General features: G+C 15.6%; 30 protein-coding genes and 1 tRNA gene. 29 read left to right on the forward strand and 2 right to left on the reverse strand.

Going from position 1 to position 21,680, the window contains the following annotated elements; translation table 11 throughout:
- The first annotated feature begins 1 nt into the window (after position 1).
- The 6 genes from metG to N2591_RS00100 are packed head-to-tail and all read left to right on the forward strand — an operon-like array spanning position 2 to position 7,005.
- Positions 2-1,669: a methionine--tRNA ligase gene (metG, locus tag N2591_RS00075; RefSeq protein WP_318165926.1), complete on the forward strand. Its 1,668-nt coding sequence runs from the start codon at positions 2-4 to the stop codon at positions 1,667-1,669.
- Entirely contained in the window at positions 1,670-2,458 is a 789-nt protein-coding gene (rsmA, locus tag N2591_RS00080) for a 16S rRNA (adenine(1518)-N(6)/adenine(1519)-N(6))-dimethyltransferase RsmA (RefSeq protein ID WP_318165927.1), read from the forward strand.
- The gene (gene sufB / locus N2591_RS00085) at positions 2,433-3,830 is read left to right on the forward strand and encodes a Fe-S cluster assembly protein SufB (RefSeq protein WP_318165928.1); all 1,398 of its coding nucleotides are present in this window, start codon (positions 2,433-2,435) and stop codon (positions 3,828-3,830) included. The genes rsmA and sufB overlap by 26 nt, the downstream gene beginning before the upstream one ends.
- A gap of 17 nt (positions 3,831-3,847) precedes the next feature.
- Complete coding sequence (gene sufC, locus N2591_RS00090) at positions 3,848-4,588, forward strand: Fe-S cluster assembly ATPase SufC (protein WP_318165929.1); 741 nt, start codon at positions 3,848-3,850, stop codon at positions 4,586-4,588.
- Positions 4,566-5,783 carry a SufD family Fe-S cluster assembly protein gene (locus N2591_RS00095; protein ID WP_318165930.1) on the forward strand — a complete coding sequence of 406 codons (1,218 nt, stop codon included), beginning with the start codon at positions 4,566-4,568 and terminating at the stop codon, positions 5,781-5,783. The genes sufC and N2591_RS00095 overlap by 23 nt, the downstream gene beginning before the upstream one ends.
- Positions 5,776-7,005, forward strand: a complete 1,230-nt coding sequence (locus N2591_RS00100; protein ID WP_318165931.1) for an aminotransferase class V-fold PLP-dependent enzyme — start codon at positions 5,776-5,778, stop codon at positions 7,003-7,005. Before N2591_RS00095 ends, N2591_RS00100 begins: the two co-directional genes overlap by 8 nt.
- Here N2591_RS00100 and N2591_RS00875 read toward each other — a convergent pair.
- Entirely contained in the window at positions 6,997-7,113 is a 117-nt protein-coding gene (locus N2591_RS00875) for a DUF4295 domain-containing protein (RefSeq protein ID WP_420095057.1), read from the reverse strand. The two genes, N2591_RS00100 and N2591_RS00875, sit on opposite strands and share 9 nt — an antisense overlap.
- A gap of 87 nt (positions 7,114-7,200) precedes the next feature.
- On the opposite strand from N2591_RS00875, the gene N2591_RS00105 reads away from it, so the two are divergent.
- The 22 genes from N2591_RS00105 to N2591_RS00210 all read left to right on the forward strand — a co-directional run bounded on the left by N2591_RS00105 (position 7,201) and on the right by N2591_RS00210 (position 20,438).
- Positions 7,201-7,707, forward strand: coding sequence for a DUF4290 domain-containing protein (locus tag N2591_RS00105; protein ID WP_318165932.1), 507 nt, complete (start codon positions 7,201-7,203; stop codon positions 7,705-7,707).
- Positions 7,708-7,736: 29 nt separating this feature from the next.
- Positions 7,737-7,811, forward strand: a tRNA-Val gene (locus N2591_RS00110).
- 6 nt (positions 7,812-7,817) lie between these two features.
- On the forward strand, positions 7,818-8,582 hold the full coding sequence (map, locus tag N2591_RS00115; protein ID WP_318165933.1) for a type I methionyl aminopeptidase: 765 nt from the start codon (positions 7,818-7,820) through the stop codon (positions 8,580-8,582).
- A gap of 2 nt (positions 8,583-8,584) precedes the next feature.
- The gene (gene rpsL, locus N2591_RS00120; protein ID WP_318165934.1) at positions 8,585-8,965 is read left to right on the forward strand and encodes a 30S ribosomal protein S12; all 381 of its coding nucleotides are present in this window, start codon (positions 8,585-8,587) and stop codon (positions 8,963-8,965) included.
- Between the two features lie 5 nt (positions 8,966-8,970).
- Positions 8,971-9,435: a 30S ribosomal protein S7 gene (gene rpsG, locus N2591_RS00125; protein WP_318165935.1), complete on the forward strand. Its 465-nt coding sequence runs from the start codon at positions 8,971-8,973 to the stop codon at positions 9,433-9,435.
- A complete protein-coding gene (gene fusA, locus N2591_RS00130; RefSeq protein WP_318165936.1) occupies positions 9,432-11,507 on the forward strand; it encodes an elongation factor G in 2,076 nt (691 codons plus the stop codon). Before rpsG ends, fusA begins: the two co-directional genes overlap by 4 nt.
- 2 nt (positions 11,508-11,509) lie before the next feature.
- On the forward strand, positions 11,510-11,818 hold the full coding sequence (rpsJ, locus tag N2591_RS00135) for a 30S ribosomal protein S10 (protein WP_318165937.1): 309 nt from the start codon (positions 11,510-11,512) through the stop codon (positions 11,816-11,818).
- Entirely contained in the window at positions 11,815-12,435 is a 621-nt protein-coding gene (gene rplC, locus N2591_RS00140; RefSeq protein ID WP_318165938.1) for a 50S ribosomal protein L3, read from the forward strand. The genes rpsJ and rplC overlap by 4 nt, the downstream gene beginning before the upstream one ends.
- On the forward strand, positions 12,413-13,045 hold the full coding sequence (gene rplD / locus N2591_RS00145) for a 50S ribosomal protein L4 (protein WP_318165939.1): 633 nt from the start codon (positions 12,413-12,415) through the stop codon (positions 13,043-13,045). The genes rplC and rplD overlap by 23 nt, the downstream gene beginning before the upstream one ends.
- Positions 13,042-13,287: a hypothetical protein gene (locus tag N2591_RS00150; RefSeq protein WP_318165940.1), complete on the forward strand. Its 246-nt coding sequence runs from the start codon at positions 13,042-13,044 to the stop codon at positions 13,285-13,287. Before rplD ends, N2591_RS00150 begins: the two co-directional genes overlap by 4 nt.
- Positions 13,284-14,054 (forward strand): 50S ribosomal protein L2, encoded by a 771-nt coding sequence (gene rplB, locus N2591_RS00155; protein ID WP_318165941.1) that lies wholly within the window; start codon positions 13,284-13,286, stop codon positions 14,052-14,054. The genes N2591_RS00150 and rplB overlap by 4 nt, the downstream gene beginning before the upstream one ends.
- A gap of 9 nt (positions 14,055-14,063) precedes the next feature.
- Positions 14,064-14,462 (forward strand): large ribosomal subunit protein uL22, encoded by a 399-nt coding sequence (locus N2591_RS00160; RefSeq protein WP_318165942.1) that lies wholly within the window; start codon positions 14,064-14,066, stop codon positions 14,460-14,462.
- A gap of 1 nt (position 14,463) precedes the next feature.
- The gene (gene rpsC / locus N2591_RS00165; RefSeq protein WP_318165943.1) at positions 14,464-15,237 is read left to right on the forward strand and encodes a 30S ribosomal protein S3; all 774 of its coding nucleotides are present in this window, start codon (positions 14,464-14,466) and stop codon (positions 15,235-15,237) included.
- Positions 15,200-15,616 carry a 50S ribosomal protein L16 gene (gene rplP / locus N2591_RS00170; protein ID WP_318165944.1) on the forward strand — a complete coding sequence of 139 codons (417 nt, stop codon included), beginning with the start codon at positions 15,200-15,202 and terminating at the stop codon, positions 15,614-15,616. Before rpsC ends, rplP begins: the two co-directional genes overlap by 38 nt.
- Positions 15,617-15,621: 5 nt before the next feature.
- On the forward strand, positions 15,622-15,861 hold the full coding sequence (rpsQ, locus tag N2591_RS00175) for a 30S ribosomal protein S17 (protein WP_318165945.1): 240 nt from the start codon (positions 15,622-15,624) through the stop codon (positions 15,859-15,861).
- A gap of 3 nt (positions 15,862-15,864) precedes the next feature.
- Positions 15,865-16,227 carry a 50S ribosomal protein L14 gene (gene rplN / locus N2591_RS00180; protein ID WP_318165946.1) on the forward strand — a complete coding sequence of 121 codons (363 nt, stop codon included), beginning with the start codon at positions 15,865-15,867 and terminating at the stop codon, positions 16,225-16,227.
- Positions 16,228-16,232: 5 nt separating this feature from the next.
- Entirely contained in the window at positions 16,233-16,481 is a 249-nt protein-coding gene (locus N2591_RS00185; RefSeq protein WP_318165947.1) for a KOW motif-containing protein, read from the forward strand.
- Positions 16,482-16,494: 13 nt separating this feature from the next.
- A complete protein-coding gene (gene rplE, locus N2591_RS00190; RefSeq protein ID WP_318165948.1) occupies positions 16,495-17,061 on the forward strand; it encodes a 50S ribosomal protein L5 in 567 nt (188 codons plus the stop codon).
- Positions 17,036-17,305, forward strand: a complete 270-nt coding sequence (gene rpsN / locus N2591_RS00195) for a 30S ribosomal protein S14 (protein WP_318165949.1) — start codon at positions 17,036-17,038, stop codon at positions 17,303-17,305. Before rplE ends, rpsN begins: the two co-directional genes overlap by 26 nt.
- Entirely contained in the window at positions 17,299-17,691 is a 393-nt protein-coding gene (rpsH, locus tag N2591_RS00200) for a 30S ribosomal protein S8 (RefSeq protein ID WP_318165950.1), read from the forward strand. The genes rpsN and rpsH overlap by 7 nt, the downstream gene beginning before the upstream one ends.
- A 7-nt stretch (positions 17,692-17,698) precedes the next feature.
- The gene (gene rplF, locus N2591_RS00205) at positions 17,699-18,250 is read left to right on the forward strand and encodes a 50S ribosomal protein L6 (RefSeq protein WP_318165951.1); all 552 of its coding nucleotides are present in this window, start codon (positions 17,699-17,701) and stop codon (positions 18,248-18,250) included.
- A 22-nt stretch (positions 18,251-18,272) separates the two neighbouring features.
- A complete protein-coding gene (locus N2591_RS00210) occupies positions 18,273-20,438 on the forward strand; it encodes a class I tRNA ligase family protein (protein ID WP_318165952.1) in 2,166 nt (721 codons plus the stop codon).
- On the opposite strand, the gene N2591_RS00215 is transcribed toward N2591_RS00210, so the two are convergent.
- Complete coding sequence (locus tag N2591_RS00215) at positions 20,431-20,745, reverse strand: ribosome-binding factor A (RefSeq protein ID WP_318165953.1); 315 nt, start codon at positions 20,743-20,745, stop codon at positions 20,431-20,433. The genes N2591_RS00210 and N2591_RS00215 overlap by 8 nt on opposite strands.
- 41 nt (positions 20,746-20,786) lie before the next feature.
- Between N2591_RS00215 and N2591_RS00220 the strand changes: the two genes are divergently transcribed.
- A complete protein-coding gene (locus N2591_RS00220; protein WP_318165954.1) occupies positions 20,787-21,662 on the forward strand; it encodes a nucleotide exchange factor GrpE in 876 nt (291 codons plus the stop codon).
- Positions 21,663-21,680 lie beyond the last annotated feature (18 nt).

A 21,680-nucleotide genomic window follows, 5' to 3' on the forward strand; every position in this document is an offset into this window, starting at 1 on the left:
TATGAAATATATTATTACTGCAGCTTTTCCTTATACTAATGGTTATATACATATAGGTCATTTGTCAGGTGTATATATACCTAGTGATATATATTATAGATATTTAAAAATAAATAATAATAATAAAGTAATATTTATTTCAGGTTCTGATGAACATGGATCATCAATATTAATAAAATCATTAAAGGAAAAAAAAAATATTAAAAGTATAATAAATAAATATCATAATTATAATAAAAAATATTTAAAAAAATTTAATATTAAATTAAATAATTATTATAGAACTACCAATAAAAACCATCATAATTTAGTAAAAATAATATTTAAAAAATTATTTTTAAAAAAAATGTTAAAAAAAAAAATAAGTTATGAATATTATGATAATTATTATAAACAATTTTTATCTGATAGATATGTTATAGGTTTATGTCCTTATTGTAATTATAAATATTCTTATTCAGATCAATGTGAAAAATGTGGAAATATTATAAAAGAAGGAAAATTATTAAATCCAATTTCAATTTTAAGTAAAAAAAAACCTATTTTAAAAAAAACTATTAATTTTTTTATAAATATTAAAAAAAATAAAAAATTAATAAAAAAATTTTTAAAATTTTTAATAAAAAATAAAAATAATAAAATTAATGTAATAAATAATATAAAATATTATTTAAATAATTTAAAAAATAGATCAATTACTAGAGATTTAAAATGGGGAGTTAAATTACCAATTAATAAATATAAAAATAAAGTAATATATGTATGGTTTGAGGCTTTAATAGGATATTTATCATCAAGTATAGAATATTGTAAAAAAAAAAAAATAAAATGGTATAAATATTGGAAAAATAAAAATACTAAATTAATTACTTTTATTGGTAAAGATAATATTTATTTTCATTGTATATTATTACCTATAATATATAAAAATTATAATAATAAATTAATTATTCCTAATTATATAAACTCAAATAATTTTTTAAAATTAGAAGGAAAAAAAATATCTACTTCTAAAAATTGGACAATTAATTTACATGAGATATTAAATATTTTACCTAATATGCAAGATTCTATAAGATATGCATTAATAATGGATATGCCAGAAAATAAAGATACAAATTTTACACTTAAAAAATTTAAATTATATAATAATTCAATATTAATAGGTATATTAGGAAATTTTATTAATAGATCAATAGTTTTATTAAATAAAAAAAATAATGGACTAATATTAAAACCATTAAAAATAAATATAAAATATAAAAAAATTATTAACATAATTAATAAATATCCAATTAAAATTTATAAATTAATTAAAAAATTTAAATTTAGAGATGCAATATGTAAATTTATTAATTTATCTAGAATAGGAAATAAATTATTATCATATAAAAAACCATGGAGTATAAAAGATATAAATAAATTTAATGATATAATGTATATAGTATTTAAAATTATTATAATGATAACATATTTATCATATATATTTTTACCTAATACCAATAAAAAATTATTAAATATTTTAAATTTAAATAGAAAAAATATAAATAAAATAATATTAAATAAAAAAGATATTAATAAACATAAAATTAATAAAAATAAAATTATATTTAATAAAATTTATAATAAAGATATTAATAAAATAATTAGTATTATAAAAAATAGATAAATGAAAATTAAAAAATATTATAGTCAAAATTTTTTAATTAATAAATATTATATAATAAAAATAGTAAATTTTTTAAAAAATAGTAAAAAAAAATATGATTGTATTTTAGAAATTGGTGCAGGAATTGGAAATTTAAGTAAAGAATTAATAAAAAAAAATAAAAATAATATTATATTTATTGAAATTGATAAAGATTTATTTAAAAAATTAAAAAATAAATTTAAAGGATATAAAATAATTAATATTAATATTTTAAATTGTAATTTAAAAAAATTAGGTTATAAAAAATATTATATAATAGGTAATTTTCCATATAATATATCAAGTAAATTAATATTATGGATAATAAAAAATAAAAAATATATAGTTGAATGTATTGGTATGTTTCAAAAAGAATTTGTTAATAGTATATTAAGTATTAATAATAAATTTAAAACTAAATTATCAATTTACATAAATTTATATTTTAAAGTAATTAAATTATTTAATATTAAAAATAAAAATTTTTTTCCTATTCCAAAAGTTAATTCAACTGTTATAAAGTTAAATAAAATAAAAAATAATTTATTAAAAAAAAATAATATAAATGAAAAAAAATTTTTTTTATTTATAAAAGAATGTTTTAAATATAAAAGAAAAATAATAAAAAATTCATTATTTTATTTTTTTAATAAAAAAAATAATTATAATCAATTATTTTTTAAAAGAATTGACGAATTAAATATATATGAAATAATAAAATTATATAAAATTATTAATAAAAATGAAATTAAAAAAAAAAAAATATAAATATGGATTTTATACTAATATAAAATCTAATACGTTATCAATAGGTATAAATAAAAATATTATTAAAAAAATATCTAAATTAAAAAATGAACCAAAATGGATGACAAAATGGAGATTAAAATCATTTAAATATTGGAAAAAATTAAAATATCCTAAATGGTCTAATTTAAATTATAAAAAAATAAATTTTAATTTAATTAGTTATTTTTCAGAAATAATAAAAAAAAATAATAAATTAGATAAAAAAATTATAAATACTTTTGAAAAATTAGGAGTACCTATTAAGAATAATAATAAAAAAATTTCTATTGATTTTATTTTTGATTCTACTAGTATAACAACAACTTATAAAAAAATATTAAATAAATATGGGATTATATTTTGTTCAATAAATGAAGCAATTAATAAATATAGTAATTTAATTAAAAAATATATGGGTACTGTTGTATCTTATAAAGATAATTATTATGCATCATTAAATTCAGCTGTATTTTCTGATGGTTCATTTTGTTATATTCCTAAAGGAGTAAAATGTCCAATAGAATTATCTACTTATTTTAGAATAAATAATAGTTTAATTGGTCAATTTGAAAGAACATTAATAATAGTTGATGATGGTGGTTCAGTAAGTTATTTAGAAGGTTGTACAGCACCTATTAGAAAAAATAATCAATTACATGGCGCAGTAGTAGAATTAATTGCATTAAATAATGCTAAAATAAAATATTCAACAGTACAAAATTGGTATCAAGGGGATAAAAAAGGTAAAGGAGGAATATATAATTTTGTAACAAAAAGAGGAATATGTAATAATAATTCAAAAATTACATGGATTCAATTAGAAACTGGTTCATTATTAACTTGGAAATATCCATCATGTATTTTAAAAGGTGATAATTCAATTGGTGAATTTAGATCAGTATCATTAACTAATAATTATCAACAAATAGATACAGGTACTAAAATGATACATATAGGAAATAATACAAAAAGTATAATAATATCTAAAAGTATATGTATGGATAATTCAATAAATACATATAGAGGTTTAGTTAAAATAAATAATAATTCAAAAAATTCAAATAATTATACTCAATGTGATTCTTTATTAATAGGTAATAAATGTAGTACTCATACTTTACCATATATAATATCTACTAATTCGTCAGCTAAAATAGAACATGAATCTACTATATCAAATATAGAAGAAGAACAAATATATTATTGTAATCAAAGAGGAATTAATAATGAAAATGCAATGTCTATAATAGTTAATGGTTTTAGTATGGAAATAATAAAAGAATTACCTTTAGAATTTGCATTAGAAGCAAAAGAATTATTAAATATAAAGTTAAATAATACTGTAGGATAATAATATAATAATAATATATGTTAGAAATTAAAAATTTATATGTAAAAATAAAAAATAATTTAATTATTAAAGGATTAAATTTAAAAATTAAAAAAAATGAAATACATGTTATTATGGGACCAAATGGATCAGGTAAAAGTACATTATCATATATAATTTCAGGTAAACCTAAATATATAATAGATAAAGGAAAAATATTATTTAATAAAAAATTAATTAATAATTTATCACCTTATGAAATATCTAAATTAGGAATATTTTTATCTTTTCAATATCCAATAGAAATTAATGGGATAACAATGTATATATTTTTAAAAAATATATTAAAAAATAAATATAAGAATAAAGTATTATTTAAAAAAATATATAAAGTATGTAAAAAATTAAATATTAATAAAAATAATTTATATCGTTATTTTAATGTAGGTTTTTCAGGAGGTGAAAAGAAAAAAAATGAAATATTACAAATGTTATTATTAAAACCTAAATTAGTAATATTAGATGAAATTGATTCTGGTTTAGATATAGATACATTAAATTTAATATTTAAAAATATTAATAAATATAAAAAAAAATATAAATGTTCATTAATAATAATTACACATAATACAAATATTGTAAAATATATTAATCCAAATTATGTACATATATTGTATAATGGGAAAATAATAAAAAGTAGTAATAAAAATATAATATACAATATTGATAAATATGGATATAAAAAAATAATAAAAAATGAAAATAAAAAAAATAATTAATAATATAAATAAAAAAAAAAGAAAAAAAATATTAAAATTATTAATTAAAAAAAAAAAAAATATAAAAGATAAATATAAATATTCAAAAATTAAAAATATTATAAAATTTAATAAATTTTATAATAAAAATAATAATAAAAAAAAATATAAATTTAAAAAAAAATATAAAAATGATATTAATATAATATATATAAATGGAAAATTAAATAATATAATTATTAAAAAAAAAATAAAAAAATTTATTAAAATAAAAAAAATATTAATTAAAAAAATATTTAATAAATATTTAAAATATTTTATATTTTATAATTATTATTCTTTTATTAATTTATTATCAAATTATAATAATTATATATATATAATAGATATAAATAATATTCATAAAATAAATTTAAAAATATATTTTATATTTTTAAAAAAAAATAAATATAAAAATATAATTAATGATAATCTTTTTATAAAAGTAAAAAATAAATTAAATATTATAGATAAATATATATTAAAAAATAAAAATAAAAGAATTATTAATAATTTAATAATAAATATATTATTAAAAAAAAATAGTAAAGTAAATTATTATAAATTTTATAATAATAAAAATAATTTATATAATATTAATAATATATATATATATCAAGATTATAAAAGTAAATTAATATTATATAATATATATTTAAATAATAAATTTACATTAAATGAAATAAATATTAAATATATTAATAATAATTGTTATACAAGATTATATAATATTATTATATTAAGTAATAATCAAATATTAGAAAATTATATAAATATAATAAATAATTATAATTATTGTAATAATAAATTATATTATATAGGGATTTATAATAATAATTCATATTGTGTAATAAATGGTATAATTAATATAAAAAAAAATACTAAAGATAATATAGCATTACAAGATTATAAAAATTTTATTTTATCTAATAAAGTATTTTTATTTTCTAAACCTGAATTAAATATTAATTCTAATAAAGTTATATGTTCTCATGGTTTAACATTAGGTAAAATAGATAAAAATATAATTTATTATTTATTAACTAGAGGTTTAAAATTAAAAGAATGTAAAATAATATTTTATTTATCTAATATTTATAATTATTTAAAAATAAATAATAAAATTTTAAAAAATATAAATAAACAAATTATAAATAAATTATATAGTAATGTTTAATAAAAAAGAAATTAAATTAATAAGAGAAAAATTTCCAATATTAAAAAAATATATAAATGGTTATAAATTAATATATTTTGATAATTCTTCTACAACACAAAAACCAAAGATTTTAATTGATAAAATAAAAGAATATTATTATAATTATAATTCTAATATTTATAGATATAATAATTATTTAAGTGTTAAATCTACTATGTATGTAGATGAATGTAGAAAAATAATTAAACAATTAATTAATGCTAATAGTATTAAAGAAATTATTTTTACTAAAAGTACAACTGAATCAATTAATTTAATATCAGTATGTTTAAATTATTTTAAAAAAAATGAAATTATTATTTCTCAATTAGAACATCATTCTAATATAATACCATGGCAAATTTTATGTAAAAGAAAAAAATTAAAATTAAAAATATTAAAAATAAATAAAAAATATAATATATCATTAAATAATTTAAAATCAAAATTAACTAAAGAAACTAAAATTGTTTCTCTTACTCATATATCAAATGTATTTGGAACTATTTTACCAATTAAAAAAATAGTTGAAATAATAAAAAATTATAATAAAGATATATTAATTGTGTTAGATTGTGCTCAATCAATTGCTCATATACCTATAAATGTACAAGAATTAAAGGTAGATTTTTTAGTATTTTCAAGTCATAAAGTATATGGGCCAACAGGATTAGGGATATTATATTGTAAAAAAGAAATATTAAATAAATTAATACCATATCAATATGGTGGAGGAATGATAAAAAAAGTAAGATATAAAAGAAATATATATGATAAATATAATAAAAAATTAGAAGCAGGAACATTAAATATAGAATCTATATATAGTTTTATGTATGTAATTAAATATTTAAAAAAAATAAAAATTTATAACATTAATATTTATGAAAATAAATTAATTAATTATTTAAAAAAATTATTATTAAAGAATAAAAATATTATTTTATATGGAAAAAATAATATTTATTCCTCATCAATATTGTCATTTAATATAAAAAATATAAATAATAATGATATAGGATTATTATTAAATAATTATGGTATACAAGTAAGAATAGGTAATCAATGTGCAGAACCATTAATGAAATATTTAAGATTAAATGGAGGAACAATAAGAGTAAGTTTAGGAATATATAATAATAAAAAAGAAATAAATAAATTTTATTTTTATTTAAATAAAATAATTAATAAATTAAAATAATAAATATTTATTTATTTTTTTTTCATCTATTAATATTTCAATAAAAGAATAATTATTATTTTTTTTTTTAATCATTTTAATAAATTTAATAATTTTTTTTTTTTTCATGAATAGTATAATTTAATATATAAATTATATAAATAAATATTATTATATATATATTTACATAAAATAATATATAAATAAATAATTTATATGGAATATAATACTAAAACAAATAAAATAGTATTTAGTCAATATGGAAGAAATATACAAATATTAATAGATGAAACATTAAATATTAGTAAAAAAACAAAAAGAATTAAAATATATATATATATATTAAAAATTATGAAAGATAATAATCTTATAATAAATAATATTGATATATATAAACGTAAATTATGGGATCAATTATATTTATTAACTAATAATAAATTAAAAGAATATCCTTTTAAAAATAAAAAACCTATTTATTTTTTAAATAAAAAAAAAAAATATATAAAATTAAATTATCCTAAACAAATAAAACAATATAAATATTACGGAAAAATAATACAAAAATTTATTAAAAAGATAATTAAAATAAAAAATAAATATAAATATATATATAATATTGCTAATATAATGAAAAATAATAATATAAATAATATTAAATTAAAATATAGTACAATATTAAAAGATATAAAATTAATTTCAAAAGGAAAAATTGATTTAATATAATAAAATATTTTATTATATTATATTTTAAAAGGTGGTTAGCTCAGTTGGTTTAGAGCGTTTGCCTTACAAGCAAAATGTCACTAGTTCGAATCTAGTACCACCTATTAAAAATGTTGATAAAAAATAAAGAAGAAATAAACTTAATAAAAAAAAGTTCTATATTAACTTCTAAAACATTAGGGATAATATCAGAATATATAAATCCAGGAGAAAATTTATTAAAATTAGATAAAATCGCTTATGAATATATAAATGATAATGGTGGTAAACCAGCATTTTTAGGATTATATAATTATCCAAATACTATTTGTACATCTATAAATAATGAAGTAGTTCATGGAATTCCAAGAAATATAAATTTAAAAGAAGGAGATATAATATCTATAGATTGTGGAGTATTAATGAATAAATATTATGGAGAACATGCTTATACTTTTGGAGTAGGTGAGATATCAAATATAAAAAAAAAATTATTAAAATATACAAAAAAATCATTATATATAGGAATAAAAGAAAGTAAAATAGGAAAAAAAATAGGGGATATAGGATATAAAATAAATAAATATATCACTAAAAAGGGGTTTAAAGTAGTAAAAGATTTATTTGGCCATGGAATAGGAAGACAAATACATGAATATCCAAATATACCTAATTATGGAAAAAAAAATACAGGAATAAAAATAAAAAATGGAATGGTATTATCAATAGAACCTATAGTAAATCAAGGAACAAGTAAAATAAAATTAAGTAAAGATAAATGGACTTATTTAACAAAAGATAATTTATTATCAGCACATTATGAACATAATATTGCTATTATAGATAATAAAACAAAAATATTATCTACTTTTAAATATATAAGAAAAAAAAAATAAAAATGCCAACAATACAACAATTAATAAGAAAAAAAAGAAAAAAAAATATAAAAAAAAGCAAATCACCAGCTTTAAAAAAATCTCCTCAAAAAAGAGGAGTATGTATAAAAGTATATACTACTACTCCTAAAAAACCTAATTCAGCTATTAGAAAAGTAGCTAAGGTAAAATTAACAAATGGACAAATAGTAAATACTTATATAAGAGGTGAAGGACATAATTTACAAGAACATTCTATTGTATTAATAGAAGGAGGTAGAGTAAAAGATTTACCAGGGGTAAAATATCATATTATACGTGGAACATTAGATACTGAAGGAGTAAAAGGTAGAAAAAAAAGTAGAAGTAGATATGGAACAAAAAAAAATACAAAAAAAAAATAAAATAGATGAGAAAAATTAAATTTAAAAAAAGAACTTATAAAAAAGATTATAAATATAATAGTAAATTAGTAACTTATTTTGTAAATAATTTAATGAAAAATGGAAAAAAAAATTTAGCTTATAAAATATTTTATAATGCGTTAAATATAATAGAAAATAAAATGAATGATATAAACCCATTAATAATATTTAAAAAATCGTTAAAAAATATTGCCCCTAAAATATTAATTAAAAAAAAAAAAATAGGTGGATCAACTTATAATATACCAATAGAAATAAATAAAAGAAAAAAAATATATTTATCAATAAAATGGTTAATTATATATGCAAAAAAAAGAAAAGAAAAAACTATGTATGAGAAATTAGCTAATGAAATAATAGCTGCATATAATGGTATTGGGGATGCAATAAAAAAAAGAAATAATATATATAAATTAGCAGAATCTAATAAAGCTTTTAAAAATTTATGAATAAATTAAAATATACTAGAAATATAGGAATTGTAGCTCATATTGATGCAGGTAAAACAACTACAACAGAAAGAATATTATTTTATACAGGAATAAGTCATAAAATAGGAGAGGTACATGAAGGAAATACTACAATGGATTGGATGGAACAAGAGCAAGAAAGAGGTATAACAATAACATCAGCAGCAACTAGATGTATATGGAAATATAATAATAATAATTATTATATAAATATAATAGATACTCCAGGACATGTAGATTTTACAGTAGAAGTAGAAAGATCATTAAGAGTATTAGATGGTATGGTAGTATTATTTAGTTCAGTAGAAGGGGTAGAACCACAATCAGAAACAGTATGGAAACAAGCAAATAAATATAATATACCAAGAATAGGATATGTAAATAAAATGGATAGAAAAGGATCAAATTTCTTAAATGTTTGTAAAGATGTAAAAAAAAAATTAAAATGTAATACGATTATATTACAATTACCATTAGAAAAAAAAGAAAAATTTATAGGAATTATAGATATAATATTAGAAAAATATATAATATGGGAGAATAAAAATTATGGTATGAAATATTATATAAAAGATATACCAGATAATGAAAAAGAAAAAATAAAAAAATATAAAATAAAATTATTAGAAATTTTATCTGAATACGATGAAGAAATTATGAATAATTTTTTAGAAGGAAAAAAAATAAAAAAGAAAAAAATAATATCTATAATAAAAAAAGAAACATGTAAAATGAATTTAGTTCCTATGTTATGTGGTTCTTCATTTAAAAATAAAGGAGTACAAAAAATGTTAGATGCAATTTGTATGTATTTACCTTCACCTTTAAAATCAAAAAAAATAATAGGAATAGATAAAATAAATAAAAAAAAATGTATTGTAAAACCAGATTATAAATATCCTTATTGTTCATTTGTATTTAAAATATCAACTAATAAATTTTTTGGTAAATTAGTATTTATTAGAGTATATTCAGGTACTTTAAAGGTTGGTGAATATGTATTTAACTCAAGAACTAATAAAAAAGAAAGAATATCAAGAATGTATCAAATGCATGCAAATAAACAAATACCTATAAAAAAAATATGTGCAGGTGATATATTTGCAGGAGTAGGATTTAAAGATATAAAAACTGGAGATACATTATGTGAAGAAAATAATCAAATAGTTTTAGAAAATATATTTTTTCCTAAACCAGTTATGGGAATAGCAATAGAAACAAAACTTAAATATGAGATTGATAAATTAAATTTAGCTTTATCAAAAATGGAAGAAGAAGATCCTACTTTTAAAGTTAAAATGGATAATAAAACAGGACAAATTATTATTTATGGAATGGGAGAATTACATTTAGATATTATAATAGATAGAATAAAAAGAGAATTTAATATAGATATTAATAAAGGTAAACCAAAAGTAGAATATAAAGAAAAAATTACTAAAAAAATAACTCATAGAGAAATATATAAAAAACAGACAGGTGGAAGAGGTAAATTTGCAGAAATATTATTTACTATAGGACCATATAAAAAAAAAGGTTTAAAATTTATAAATAAAGTAAAAGGAGGTAATATACCAAAAGAATATATTTCTTCAATAGAAAAAGGTTTTAAATATTCAATGCAAATAGGCCCTTTATTAGGTTATGAAATAGATTCAATGGAAATTGTATTATTAGATGGATCTTATCATTCTGTTGATTCAGATTCTTTATCATTTGAAATAGCGGCTAAAAATGGTTTTAGAAATTCATCTAAAAAAACTAATCCAATAATTATGGAACCTATAATGAAATTAGTAATAAATTGTCAAAATGAAAATATGGGTAATATAGTGAGTGATATAAATAAAAGAAGAGGAATAATAAAAAATATAATAGATAATAAAAATAATGAAAAAATAATAAACGCTTTAGTACCTTTATCAGAAATGTTTGGATATGTAACAATATTAAGATCATTATCATCAGGTAGAGCAAATTCAAATATGAGTTTTTCACATTATGAAGAAGTACCTAAAAATATTTTCAATAAAATAATAGATAATATATAATAATGAAAAAAATAATAAAAATAAAACTTAAATCATACGATTATATATTATTAGATAAAACAATAAAAATAATAATAAAATCAATTGATTATACTGGTGTAAAAATAAAAGGACCAATACATTTACCTACTAAAAGAAAAGTATTTACTGTATTAAAGTCTCCACATGTACATAAAAAATCTAGAGAACAATTTGAATTATGTTATCATATAAGATATTTAGAAATATTAAAAGCTAATTCAATAACAGTAAATGAATTAATGAAATTAGAAATTGCTAGTGGAGTAGATGTAAAATTTAAAATAATATGATAGGTTTAATAGGAAAAAAAATAAAAATGATAAATATTTTTATAAAAGGTAAATTATATACATGTACAGTAATAAAAACAGAAAAAGGTAATATTATAAATATTAAAAAAAGTAAATTATTATTAGGGTATATAAAAGTTAAAAAAGTAAATAAACCATTAATGGGATTTTTTAAAAAATATAATAGTAAATATTATAAAAAAATAATAGAATTTAATAAATTAACAAAAAATGAAATTAAATATATAAAAAATAAAAAAAATATTGATTTAGATATATTTAATATAGGAGAAAAAATAGATATAACAGGATATTCTTTAGGTAAAGGTTTTCAAGGGGTAGTAAAAAGACATAATTTTTCAGGAGTAGGTTCAAAAACACATGGACAACATAATAGATTAAGATCACCAGGTTCTATAGGAGCTGGAACTTATCCAGCTAAAGTAATAAAAGGATTGAAAATGGCTGGGAGAATGGGGAATAAAAAAGTAACAGTAAAAAAAATAAAAATATTATTAATAAAAGATAATATTTTATTAGTAAATGGTTCAGTACCAGGTAAAAATAATAAATATTTAATAATAAAAAAAAAATATGGAGAATTTAATAAAAAATAATAAAATAAAAAAAAATATAAATATAATAAATAAATATAATAGGTTCAAAAATAAAGAACATATTATTTATTTATATGTTAAAAAATATCTAAATTCAAAAAGAAAAAATACAAGTAAAACAAAAGAAAGAAGTGAAATAAAAGGTAGTACTAGAAAAATACAAAAGCAAAAAGGAACAGGTAATGCAAGAAAAGGAGATATAAAAAATCCTATATTTAGAGGTGGGGGAAGAATATTTGGTCCAAAAAATAATAGAAATTATAAAAATAAAATAAATAAAAAAGTTTATAAAATAGTTAAAAAAATTTTATTATGTAATAAAATAATCAATAAAAAAGTATTTATATTAAAACAAATAAAATTTTACTCACATAAAACAAAATATTTTATTAATTATTTTAAAAAATTAAAATTTAAAATAAATAATAAAAAAAAATATTTAATAATAACAGATAAAATATATAAAAAATTACTTATTTCATCAAATAACATTAAAAATGTAAGAATTAATTATATTAAACAAATAAATATATATAATATATTAATATCAGATTATATAATATTTATAAATAAAAAAATAAATAATATAATAAATATAATAAAAAAATGAAGTTATTAATAAGTCCTTTAAAAACTTATAAGTCAATTAATTTATATAAAAAATATAATTTATATAGTTATTATTTAAATAAAAAAAAAATAAATAAAATACAATTAAAAAAATATTTTAAAATTAATTATTATTTAATAGTAAAAAAAATAAATATTATTAAAATAAAAAAAAAAAATAAAAATATTATAAAAATAATAGTAAAATTTTTAAAAAATAAAAAAAATATTAAATTATTATGAAAAAAATAAAAATAAAAAGATTAAAATACAATAAATTAATTTATGGAAAATTAAAATCAGGAGGTAGAAATAATCAAGGAAGAATAACTGTAAGATATATAGGTGGTGGTCATAAACAAAAATATAGATTAATAGATTTTAAAAGAAATAAATATGATGTAATAGCTACTGTAAAAAATATTGAATATGATCCTAATAGGTCAGCTTATATATCTTTATTATATTATAAAGATGGAGAAAAAAAATATATTTTATCTGTAAAAGGATTAAAAAAAGGAGATAGAATAATATCCTCAAGAACAAAATCATCATTAAATTTAGGTGATTCAGCTCCATTACATTTAATACCTTTAGGTACTATAATATGTTGTATAGAAAATATTCCAGGTAATGGAGCAATATATTCAAGAAGTGCCGGAACATATTCAAAAATAATATCAAAGGATAAAAAATATGCAATTATAAAATTATCATCTAATGAAAAAAAAATGATATTATTAAATAGTATGGCAACAATAGGAAGTATATCAAATAAAAATCATAAATTTAAAAAATTAAAAAAAGCAGGAAATAATAGATGGATAGGAAAAAGACCAAGAACAAGAGGAGTAGCAATGAATCCTATAGATCATCCTATGGGTGGTGGTGAAGGTAAAGCATCAGGAGGACATCCAAAAAGTAGAAAAGGAATTTACGCAAAAGGTTTTAAAACACGTAAAAAAAATAAAAAATATTCAAAATATATTTTAAAAAAGGATAAAAAATAAAAAAAAAAAATGGGAAAAAGAAAAAGAAATACAGCGTTAAAAATAAAAAAAAAAAATAAAAATAAAATTTATTCTTATATAAAAAATGTAAGAATTTCACCAAGAAAAATAAGAAATTTAATAAATTTAATAAAAGGTAAAAATGTTTTAAATGCTATTGAGATTTTAAAAAATTATATAAGTTATAAAAAATCAAAAATATTAATAAATTTAATATTATCAACAATATCAAATTATAAAATAAAAACAGGTAAAAAGGATATAAAAAATTTATATATTTATAGTTTAATAGTAAATAGTTCAGGAATAATTAAAAGAGTAAGATATGCACCACAAGGTAGGATAAATAAAATAATAAAAAGATTAAGTATAATAAAATTAGAAATAAAAAATAAAAAAATTAAATAAAATGGGGCAAAAATCAAATCCAATATCTAATAGATTAGGAATAATTTATGGATGGAAATCAATATGGATAAAAAATTATTATTTAAATGTTAATGAAGATAATATGATAAGAAATTATATAAATAATAGATATAAATATTGTATATCTACAATAATAATTGAAAAAATTAAAAATAGAGTAATAATTACTATATGTACGTCTAAACCTGCTATAGTAATAGGGAAAAAAGGAAAAGAAGTAGAAAAGTTAAAAAAAATTATAAATAATATTATAATAAATAATAAAAAAGAATATTTATATTATAAAAAAATAGAAAATAATAGTTATGATATTTATATAAATGTAGTAGATGTAAAAAATCCAGAAATAGATTCAATATTAGTATCTAAAAATATATGTAGACAATTAGAAAGTAGAATATATTATAAAAAATCTATTAAATATGCTATAAAATCAGCAATGATAAAAAAAATAAATGGAATAAAAATAAAAATTTCTGGTAGATTAAATGGAGCAGAAATAGCAAGAACTGAAGTATATAAAGAAGGTAGTATAAAATCATCAACATTAAGATCAAATATTGATTATTCATTATCAGAAGCAAATACTAAATATGGAAAAATAGGAGTAAAAGTATGGATAATGAAAGGGGAAATATATGAAATGAAAAAATATTTTACTAATTTTAATAATAGTTTTAATAAAAGTATTAATAAAAAAAAAAGTATTAATAAAAATGGCAAAAAAAAAATATTTAAAACAACAAAAAGGTAGAATTAAAGGTTTTGCTAAAAGAGGATATAAATTACATTTTGGTAAGTATGGTATTCAATCAATTGATAAACAAAAATATATTACTGAAAAACAAATAGAAGCAGCTAGAGTAGCAGCTACTAGATATATGAAAAGAGAAGGAAAATTATATATAAATATTTTTACTTATAAACCTATTACAAAAAAACCACAAGAAGTAAGAATGGGAAAAGGAAAAGGAAATGTAGAATATAATGTAGCAGTAGTAAAACCAGGAAGAATATTATTTGAAATTAATGGAGTATCAGAAAATATAGCAAAAGAAGCATTAAGATTATGTGCACAAAAATTACCAGTAAAAACAAAATATATTATTTATGATGATTATTTTAAATATTAATTAATATGAAAATAAAAGAAGGTATTATAATAAGTGATAAAATGAATAAAACTAGAATAGTTTTAAATAAAATAATAATAAAACATAAAAAATATAGAAAAACAATATTAAAAAAAAAAAAATATTATGTACATGATGAAAAAAATATTACTAAAAAAGGAGATCTTGTAAAAATTATTGAAACAAGACCATTAAGTAAAAAAAAACGTTGGATAATAAAAAAAATAATAAATAAAAAAAAATAAAATATGTTACAACAAGAATCAAAATTAAAAGTAACTGATAATAGTGGAGCTAAAGAAGCATTAATTATAAGAATATTAGGAAATAAAAAATATGCTAGTATTGGGGATATTATAGTAGTAACTATAAAAAAAGTATTGTTAAAAAGTACTATAAAAAAAGGAGAAATATATAAAGCAATAATAGTAAGAGTAAAAAATAAAATAAAAAGAAAAGATGGAACATATATATTATTTGATGATAATGCATGTATATTATTAAATGAAAATAAAGAAATAAAAGGGACAAGAATATTTGGTCCAGTATCAAGGGAGTTAAGGGAAAAAGGATATATGAAAATAATATCATTATCAAATTATGTTATTTAATAAAAATGAATAAAATTAAAATAGGAGATAAAGTAATAATAATATCAGGTAAAGAAAAAGGAAAAAGAGGGAAAATAATGAGAATAATAAAAAATAAAGTTTATGTAAAGGGGATAGTAAAAAAAATTATAGATATATCTAATATATCTATAGAAGATCCTAAATTAAAATGTAGAACAAAAATAAAAATAAAAAAATTAAAAAATGGAAAAAAAATTAGAATATGTAAAAAATCTAATACTATATTAGATTAAATTATAAAATAAAATGTATATACCAAGATTAAAATTATTATATGAAAAAAAAATTATAAATATTTTAAAAAAAAAATTAAAATATAAAAATATAATGCAAGTACCTAAATTAAATAAAATTGTAATTAATATAGGAGTAGGTATAAAAAAAAATATATTAGATACTATGGAAGATTTATCATTATTAACAGGTCAAAAAGCGACTTATAGATTATCTAAAAAAGATATATCAGGATTAAATTTAAGAAAAGGTACAAAAATAGGTTGTATGGTTACATTAAGAAGAAATATAATGTATGAATTTTTAGAAAGATTAATATCAGTAGCATTACCTAGATCAAAAGATTTTAATGGAATAAAAGAAAATAGTTTTGATGGAAAAGGAAATTATAATTTAGGTATAAAAGAACATATAATTTTTCCAGAAATTAATTTTGAGAAAGTAAAAAGAATTTATGGAATGAATATAAGTTTTGTAACAAGTACAAAATTTGATAAAGAAGCTAAATATTTATTAATTTATTTAGGGTTACCTTTTAAAAATAAAAATATATATGGCAAAAGAATCATTAAAATCTAGACAAAAAAAAAAAAACAAATTATTTATTAAATATTATAAAAAAAATAAATATTTAAAAAATAATAAAAAATTTTTAGAATTACAAAAAATTCCTAGAAATGCTTCAATTGTAAGACAAAAAAATATATGTAAAATAACAGGAAGAACAAGAGGTTATATAAGATTTTTTGGAATATCACGTATAGAATTTAGAAGATTATCATCAAATGGTTTAATACCAGGAATAAAAAAATCAAGTTGGTAATGGATACTATTGGAAATTATTTAACATTAATAAGAAATGCATGTAATGTTAAAAAAAGTTATGTAAAAGTTAATTATTCAAAAATAAATAAAAATATAACTAAAGTATTATATAAAAATAATTATATAAAAAAATATAAAATATATAAAATTAATAAAATAAATAAAATAAAAATATATTTAAAATATATAAATAATAATTCAGTAATAATAAAAATAAAAAGAATAAGTAAACCAAGTTTAAGAAAATATTTAAAATATAAAAATATTTATAAAGTTTTAAATGGATATGGAATTTCTATTATATCAACTTCTATGGGAGTAATGACTGGAAAAGAAGCAAAATTAAAAAAAATAGGTGGAGAAATATTATGTATAATTTATTAATAATAATATGTCAAGAATAGGAAAAAAATATATAATAATTCCTAAAAATGTAAATATATATAAAAAAGATAAATATATATATGTAAAAGGTAAATTAGGAAATTTAAAACAAAAAATTAATAAAAATATAATTATAAAAATATTAGATGATAAAATAAAATTAATAAATAAAAAAAATAATGAAAAAAAATATAAAAGTTTACATGGACTTTATAGAATGTTAATATATAATATGATAAAAGGTGTAAATGAAGGTTATAATAAAAAATTAGAATTAGTAGGAGTAGGATATAAGGCTATTGGAAAAGGTAAAATTTTAAATTTAAACGTAGGATATTCACATAAAATAGTAATGAAATTTTGTAAAGAAATTAATATAACAACAGAAAATGTAAAAGGAGAAAATACAATTATAAATATTTTTTGTATTAATAAACAATTATTAGGAATAGTAGCATCAAAAATAAGATCTTTAAAAAAACCTGAACCATATAAAGGAAAAGGTATAAGATATATAAATGAAAAAATAATAATTAAAAAGTATAGGTTGTTCATGTGATTGGAATAGAAAACAATTTACTATGGATAAAAATAATTATAAATCTGTAATTAAAGTATTTATAAAATTATATGAAAAAGGAATAATATATAAAAAAAATAAATTAGTAAATTGGGATACTTATGCAAAAACTACAATTTCTGATGAAGAAATAATATATAAAAAAATAAAAAAAAATTTATATTATATTAAATATTTTACTGAAGATAAAAAAAAATATTTAGTAATAGCTACTACAAGACCAGAAACAATATTTGGAGATACAGCAGTATGTATTAATCCAAAAGATAAAAGATATAAAAATATTATAAATTATAAATTAATAGTACCAATAGTAAATAGAGTAATACCAATAATTACAGATAAATCAGTAGATAAAAAATTTGGAACAGGATGTATAAAAATTACTCCTGCCCATAGTAAAGAAGATTATAAAATATATAAAAAACATAAATTAAATATAATAAATATTTTTAATGACGATGGTACATTAAATGAAAAAGGTAAGTTTTTAAAAGGTAAAGATAGATTTTATGTAAGAAAAAAAATTTATAAAATTTTAAATAAATTAGGTTATTTAGTAAAAAAAGAAAAAATAATAAGAAAAATAGCTTATTCAGATAGATCAAATACAATTATAGAAAATAAATTATCTTCACAATGGTTTTTAAAAATGAAATATTTAATTAAACCAGTATTAAAAAAAAAAAAAAATATTATTTTTTATCCTAAAAATAAATATAATAATTTATGTAATAAATGGATTAATAATATTAAAGATTGGAATATTTCAAGACAATTAAAATGGGGCCATAGAATACCAGTTTATTATTATAAAAATAATTTAGTAGTAGCCAAAAATTTAAATAATGCAATAAAAAAATTTAAAAAAAAATATAATAAAATTAACATAAATTATATAAAACAAGATAAAGATGTATTAGATACTTGGTTTTCTTCTTGTATATTACCAATTTCAGTATTATATGGTATTAATAAACCTAATAATATTGATTTTAATTATTATTTTCCTATTGAAATTTTAGTTACTGGTTATGATATATTATTTTTTTGGGTTTTAAGAATGATAATGTTAAGTAGTTATTTAATAAATAAAATACCATTTAAAAAAGTATATTTAACAGGTATAGCAAGAGATAATAATAAAAGAAAAATTTCTAAATCTTTAGGTAATTATAAAAATTTATATGTTTTATTAAATAAATATGGTGCAGATGGAATTAGAACAGGTATATTAAGTACTAATTATGAATATGATTTTATTTATAATGAGAATTTATGTATAAAAGGTAGAAATTTTATAAATAAAATATGGAATGCATTTAAATTAATAATAAAAATAAAATATAAAGTTAAACAAAATAATAAAACAAAAAAAATTAATAAAATAATTGTAAAATGGTTTAAAAATATTTTATATTATAAAATATATAAATTAAATTATTATTTAGATAATTATAAAATATATAAATCATTTATTTTAATTAATAATTTATTTAAAAAAAAATTTTGTTCTATATATTTAGAGTATATTAAAAAACAAAAAACAGATAATTTTTTAATTAAAAAAACTTTTAAATTTTTTTATATTTTATTAAAAATTTTACATCCATATGCTCCATTTATTACTGAATATATTTGGAAATTATTAAAAAAAAAAAAAGATATTACTATTTCTAATTGGCCTAAAATAAAAAAATTTAATAAAAAAATAATTAATAAATTTAATTATACCTTAAATTTTATAAAATATTTAAAACAAATAAAATTTAAAAATTCAAAAAAAAATTATGTTATTTATATATATAAAAGTTATAAAAATAATTTTAAAATATATATTCAATTAATATATAAATTTACTTTAATAAAAAAAATAAAAATAAAAAGTAAATTAAAAAATAAAAAAAAATATTTATTATTTATTTATAAAAATATAAAATTTTTTTTATTAAAAAAAAATATTATTATTAATAAAAATAATGAAAATAAAAAAATATATAAAAAAATAAAATTTTATAAAAAATATTTATTAAATATAAATAATAAATTAAAAAATAAAAATTTTTTATTTAAAGCGCCTAAAAAAATTATTAATTTAGAAAATAAAAAAAAAAAAGATATTGAAAAATTAATTATTAATTTAAAAAAAAAAATAATAATTAATTAAATATTTTTTTATTAGATAAACTAAAATTTAATTCAGGTATTATAAATTTATTTTTTAAAAAAATAGATAATTTTTTTTTATAATAATTTTTTTTATTTTTAATTTTATTAAAAATTTCATTTTTGTATTTATTTGGATATATAGAAATATATATATTAGAATAACTATAATTTTTATTTATATAAACATATACAACAGAAATTAATATATTTTTAAATTTATTATCAACAATAAATAATTTATTAAAAAAATAATTAATTAAATTTGAATATCTTTTTTGTTTTAATGTCTTTATTTGTTTGATCATATATAAAATCTATATTAGATAAATAGATATATTAATAATATATGACAAATAATAAAAATGTTACTGAAAATATTAATAATATTAATGTAACTGAAAATTTAACTAATAAAAATTTAACTAATAAAAATGTTACTGAAAATGTAACTAATAATGTAACTAATAATGTAACTGAAAATGTTACTACTGAAAATGTTACTACTGAAAATGTTACTAATGAAAATGTTACTAATGAAAATGTTACTAATGAAAATGTTACTACTGAAAATGTTACTAATGAAAATGTTACTAATGAAAATGTTACTACTGAAAATGTTACTAATGAAAATGTTACTAATAATAATAATGTTACTGAAAATGTAACTGATAATAAAACTGAAAAAGATTATNATGAAAATGTTACTAATGAAAATGTTACTAATGAAAATGTTACTACTGAAAATGTTACTAATGAAAATGTTACTAATAATAATAATGTTACTGAAAATGTAACTGATAATAAAACTGAAAAAGATTATTATAAAGAAAAATATTTAAGAACATTAGCAGAATTTGAAAATTATAAAAAAAGAAATGAAAATGAAAATAAAAAAATATATAAAAATTATAAAGGAAAAATAATAAATTATATTTTACCTATATTAGATGATTTTGAACGTTATATAAAAGAAGAAAAAATAACAAAAAAAAATGGTATATATTTTATATATAAAAAATTTATAAGTATTTTAGAAAATTATGGCCTTAAAAAAATAGATGTAAAAATAGGGGATAAATTTAATTATGATATACATAATGCTATATCTCAAATAAAAGTGAATAATAAAAAAATGAAAAATAAAATAGTTAAAATATTAGAAAAAGGATATTATATATCTGATAAAATTATTCGTTGTGCTAAAGTAATAGTAGGTAATTAATTTAATTTTAAATTAAAT

Origin of the sequence: Candidatus Shikimatogenerans bostrichidophilus (assembly GCF_033370915.1) — a bacterium.
GTDB classification, from domain to species: Bacteria; Bacteroidota; Bacteroidia; order Flavobacteriales; family Blattabacteriaceae; genus Shikimatogenerans; species Shikimatogenerans bostrichidophilus_M.

Excerpts from the sequence above, each read along its gene's own strand:
- metG (WP_318165926.1), top strand. The coding sequence starts at position 2 with ATGAAATATATTATTACTGCAGCTTTTCCTTATACTAATGGTTATATA.
- rsmA (WP_318165927.1), top strand. The coding sequence starts at position 1,670 with ATGAAAATTAAAAAATATTATAGTCAAAATTTTTTAATTAATAAATAT.
- sufB (WP_318165928.1), top strand. The coding sequence starts at position 2,433 with ATGAAATTAAAAAAAAAAAAATATAAATATGGATTTTATACTAATATA.
- sufC (WP_318165929.1), top strand. The coding sequence starts at position 3,848 with ATGTTAGAAATTAAAAATTTATATGTAAAAATAAAAAATAATTTAATT.
- N2591_RS00095 (WP_318165930.1), top strand. The coding sequence starts at position 4,566 with ATGAAAATAAAAAAAATAATTAATAATATAAATAAAAAAAAAAGAAAA.
- N2591_RS00100 (WP_318165931.1), top strand. The coding sequence starts at position 5,776 with ATGTTTAATAAAAAAGAAATTAAATTAATAAGAGAAAAATTTCCAATA.
- N2591_RS00875 (WP_420095057.1), bottom strand. The coding sequence starts at position 7,113 with ATGAAAAAAAAAAAAATTATTAAATTTATTAAAATGATTAAAAAAAAA.
- N2591_RS00105 (WP_318165932.1), top strand. The coding sequence starts at position 7,201 with ATGGAATATAATACTAAAACAAATAAAATAGTATTTAGTCAATATGGA.
- map (WP_318165933.1), top strand. The coding sequence starts at position 7,818 with ATGTTGATAAAAAATAAAGAAGAAATAAACTTAATAAAAAAAAGTTCT.
- rpsL (WP_318165934.1), top strand. The coding sequence starts at position 8,585 with ATGCCAACAATACAACAATTAATAAGAAAAAAAAGAAAAAAAAATATA.
- rpsG (WP_318165935.1), top strand. The coding sequence starts at position 8,971 with ATGAGAAAAATTAAATTTAAAAAAAGAACTTATAAAAAAGATTATAAA.
- fusA (WP_318165936.1), top strand. The coding sequence starts at position 9,432 with ATGAATAAATTAAAATATACTAGAAATATAGGAATTGTAGCTCATATT.
- rpsJ (WP_318165937.1), top strand. The coding sequence starts at position 11,510 with ATGAAAAAAATAATAAAAATAAAACTTAAATCATACGATTATATATTA.
- rplC (WP_318165938.1), top strand. The coding sequence starts at position 11,815 with ATGATAGGTTTAATAGGAAAAAAAATAAAAATGATAAATATTTTTATA.
- rplD (WP_318165939.1), top strand. The coding sequence starts at position 12,413 with ATGGAGAATTTAATAAAAAATAATAAAATAAAAAAAAATATAAATATA.
- N2591_RS00150 (WP_318165940.1), top strand. The coding sequence starts at position 13,042 with ATGAAGTTATTAATAAGTCCTTTAAAAACTTATAAGTCAATTAATTTA.
- rplB (WP_318165941.1), top strand. The coding sequence starts at position 13,284 with ATGAAAAAAATAAAAATAAAAAGATTAAAATACAATAAATTAATTTAT.
- N2591_RS00160 (WP_318165942.1), top strand. The coding sequence starts at position 14,064 with ATGGGAAAAAGAAAAAGAAATACAGCGTTAAAAATAAAAAAAAAAAAT.
- rpsC (WP_318165943.1), top strand. The coding sequence starts at position 14,464 with ATGGGGCAAAAATCAAATCCAATATCTAATAGATTAGGAATAATTTAT.
- rplP (WP_318165944.1), top strand. The coding sequence starts at position 15,200 with ATGGCAAAAAAAAAATATTTAAAACAACAAAAAGGTAGAATTAAAGGT.
- rpsQ (WP_318165945.1), top strand. The coding sequence starts at position 15,622 with ATGAAAATAAAAGAAGGTATTATAATAAGTGATAAAATGAATAAAACT.
- rplN (WP_318165946.1), top strand. The coding sequence starts at position 15,865 with ATGTTACAACAAGAATCAAAATTAAAAGTAACTGATAATAGTGGAGCT.
- N2591_RS00185 (WP_318165947.1), top strand. The coding sequence starts at position 16,233 with ATGAATAAAATTAAAATAGGAGATAAAGTAATAATAATATCAGGTAAA.
- rplE (WP_318165948.1), top strand. The coding sequence starts at position 16,495 with ATGTATATACCAAGATTAAAATTATTATATGAAAAAAAAATTATAAAT.
- rpsN (WP_318165949.1), top strand. The coding sequence starts at position 17,036 with ATGGCAAAAGAATCATTAAAATCTAGACAAAAAAAAAAAAACAAATTA.
- rplF (WP_318165951.1), top strand. The coding sequence starts at position 17,699 with ATGTCAAGAATAGGAAAAAAATATATAATAATTCCTAAAAATGTAAAT.
- N2591_RS00210 (WP_318165952.1), top strand. The coding sequence starts at position 18,273 with ATGGATAAAAATAATTATAAATCTGTAATTAAAGTATTTATAAAATTA.
- N2591_RS00215 (WP_318165953.1), bottom strand. The coding sequence starts at position 20,745 with ATGATCAAACAAATAAAGACATTAAAACAAAAAAGATATTCAAATTTA.